The 636-nt window shown below is 72.8% G+C and carries 1 pseudogene; it reads left to right on the forward strand.

Going from position 1 to position 636, the window contains the following annotated elements:
• Positions 1 to 49 precede the first annotated feature (49 nt).
• A pseudogene (locus tag ACH107_RS33355) lies at positions 50 to 636 on the forward strand (hypothetical protein); the annotation flags it as partial.

A 636-nucleotide genomic window follows, 5' to 3' on the forward strand; every position in this document is an offset into this window, starting at 1 on the left:
TTCCGGCAGTCCGACCTGCGGGGCGGGGCCAACGGCGCGCGCATCCGCCTTGCCCCGCAGAAAGACTGGGAACCGAACGCTGCGCGAACTCGGCGATCTGGACATGGCCGCGCAGGCGCACCGGCGCGCCCTTGCCGCCACGCGCGACACGCGCGATACGCCACGGCGCGCCGAGGCGCATTTGTCCCTCGGGGTGATCGCGGCCGCCCGGGGGCAAAGCGCGCCGGCCCGGGCCGCCTATCGGCGCGCGATGGCGCTGCACCCCCGGAACATGCAGGCGCATCTTAACTTCTCGCACCTGCATGATTACACGGCGGACGACCCGCACCTGGCGCAGCTGCGTCAGCTCGCGCGGCAGGACGGCGACATGCCCCTTGCCGATCGCGCACGGCTTCACTTCGCGCTGTTCAACGCGCTCGACCAGATCACCCCGGGCAGCGACACGGCATTCGACTGTCTTGAGCGGGGCAACAGCCTGCGCCGCGCGGCACTGCGCCACGATCCGCACCGCGACGCGGCGCTCTTCGCATGGCTCGGCCGGATGGCGGAGGGGCTGCCGCGCAACACCGTGCCGCCACCGGCGGGCACACCGCGCCCGGTTTTCATCGTCGGGCTGCCGCGCTCGGGCACCACGCT

It is taken from the genome of Roseovarius halophilus (ex Wu et al. 2025) (genome assembly GCF_047086965.1).